This is a genomic window from Neisseria sp. P0021.S006 (genome assembly GCF_051956895.1).
The window spans coordinates 1-457 of record NZ_JBQCWZ010001228.1 but is presented as its reverse complement, the minus strand read 5'-3'; the positions used below and the strand labels follow the sequence as shown (position 1 = coordinate 457).

1 protein-coding gene is annotated in these 457 nt (G+C 47.0%); it reads left to right on the top strand.

Features of this window, described 5'->3' with window-relative positions; genetic code table 11:
• On the top strand, positions 1-454 hold a 454-nt coding region (locus tag ACTHUM_RS19615), incomplete at its 5' end, for a ShlB/FhaC/HecB family hemolysin secretion/activation protein (RefSeq protein ID WP_440403955.1).
• Positions 455-457 lie beyond the last annotated feature (3 nt).

Genomic DNA, 457 nt, shown 5'->3' with positions numbered 1-457 from the left:
TACCTCTGTATCCTTGCAAAGCAATTTGATTCAAAACCGCCCATTGGGTAAATGGATCGTGCGCAACCATCACCAAATCGATGCCCAATATAGCCCTCATGATTTGTTTGCCACCAAAGAAATGGACGTCGTCGGTCATCAAAATGTACGCGGTTTCCGTTCAACTTCTTTGAGCGCAAACAGCGCAGTCCTGTTAAGCAATACCGTTTATTTCCGCCGCAATACGCCTCACGGCATCTATATCGAGCCTTATCTGGGTGCAGACATCGGCGTTGCCAAAAACAATAACGAAGGTTCGCAACGCGCCATGGGTGTGGTTGCAGGTTTGAATTTGGGCAAGGCGGATAAATGGCAACTTTCTGCCGACTATGGCAAAGGTTTTGCGCGCATGCCCAACCAATCAAACAGTGAAATACAGGATCATGTGACCGTTTCTTTGCGCATTCCATTTTAAAGT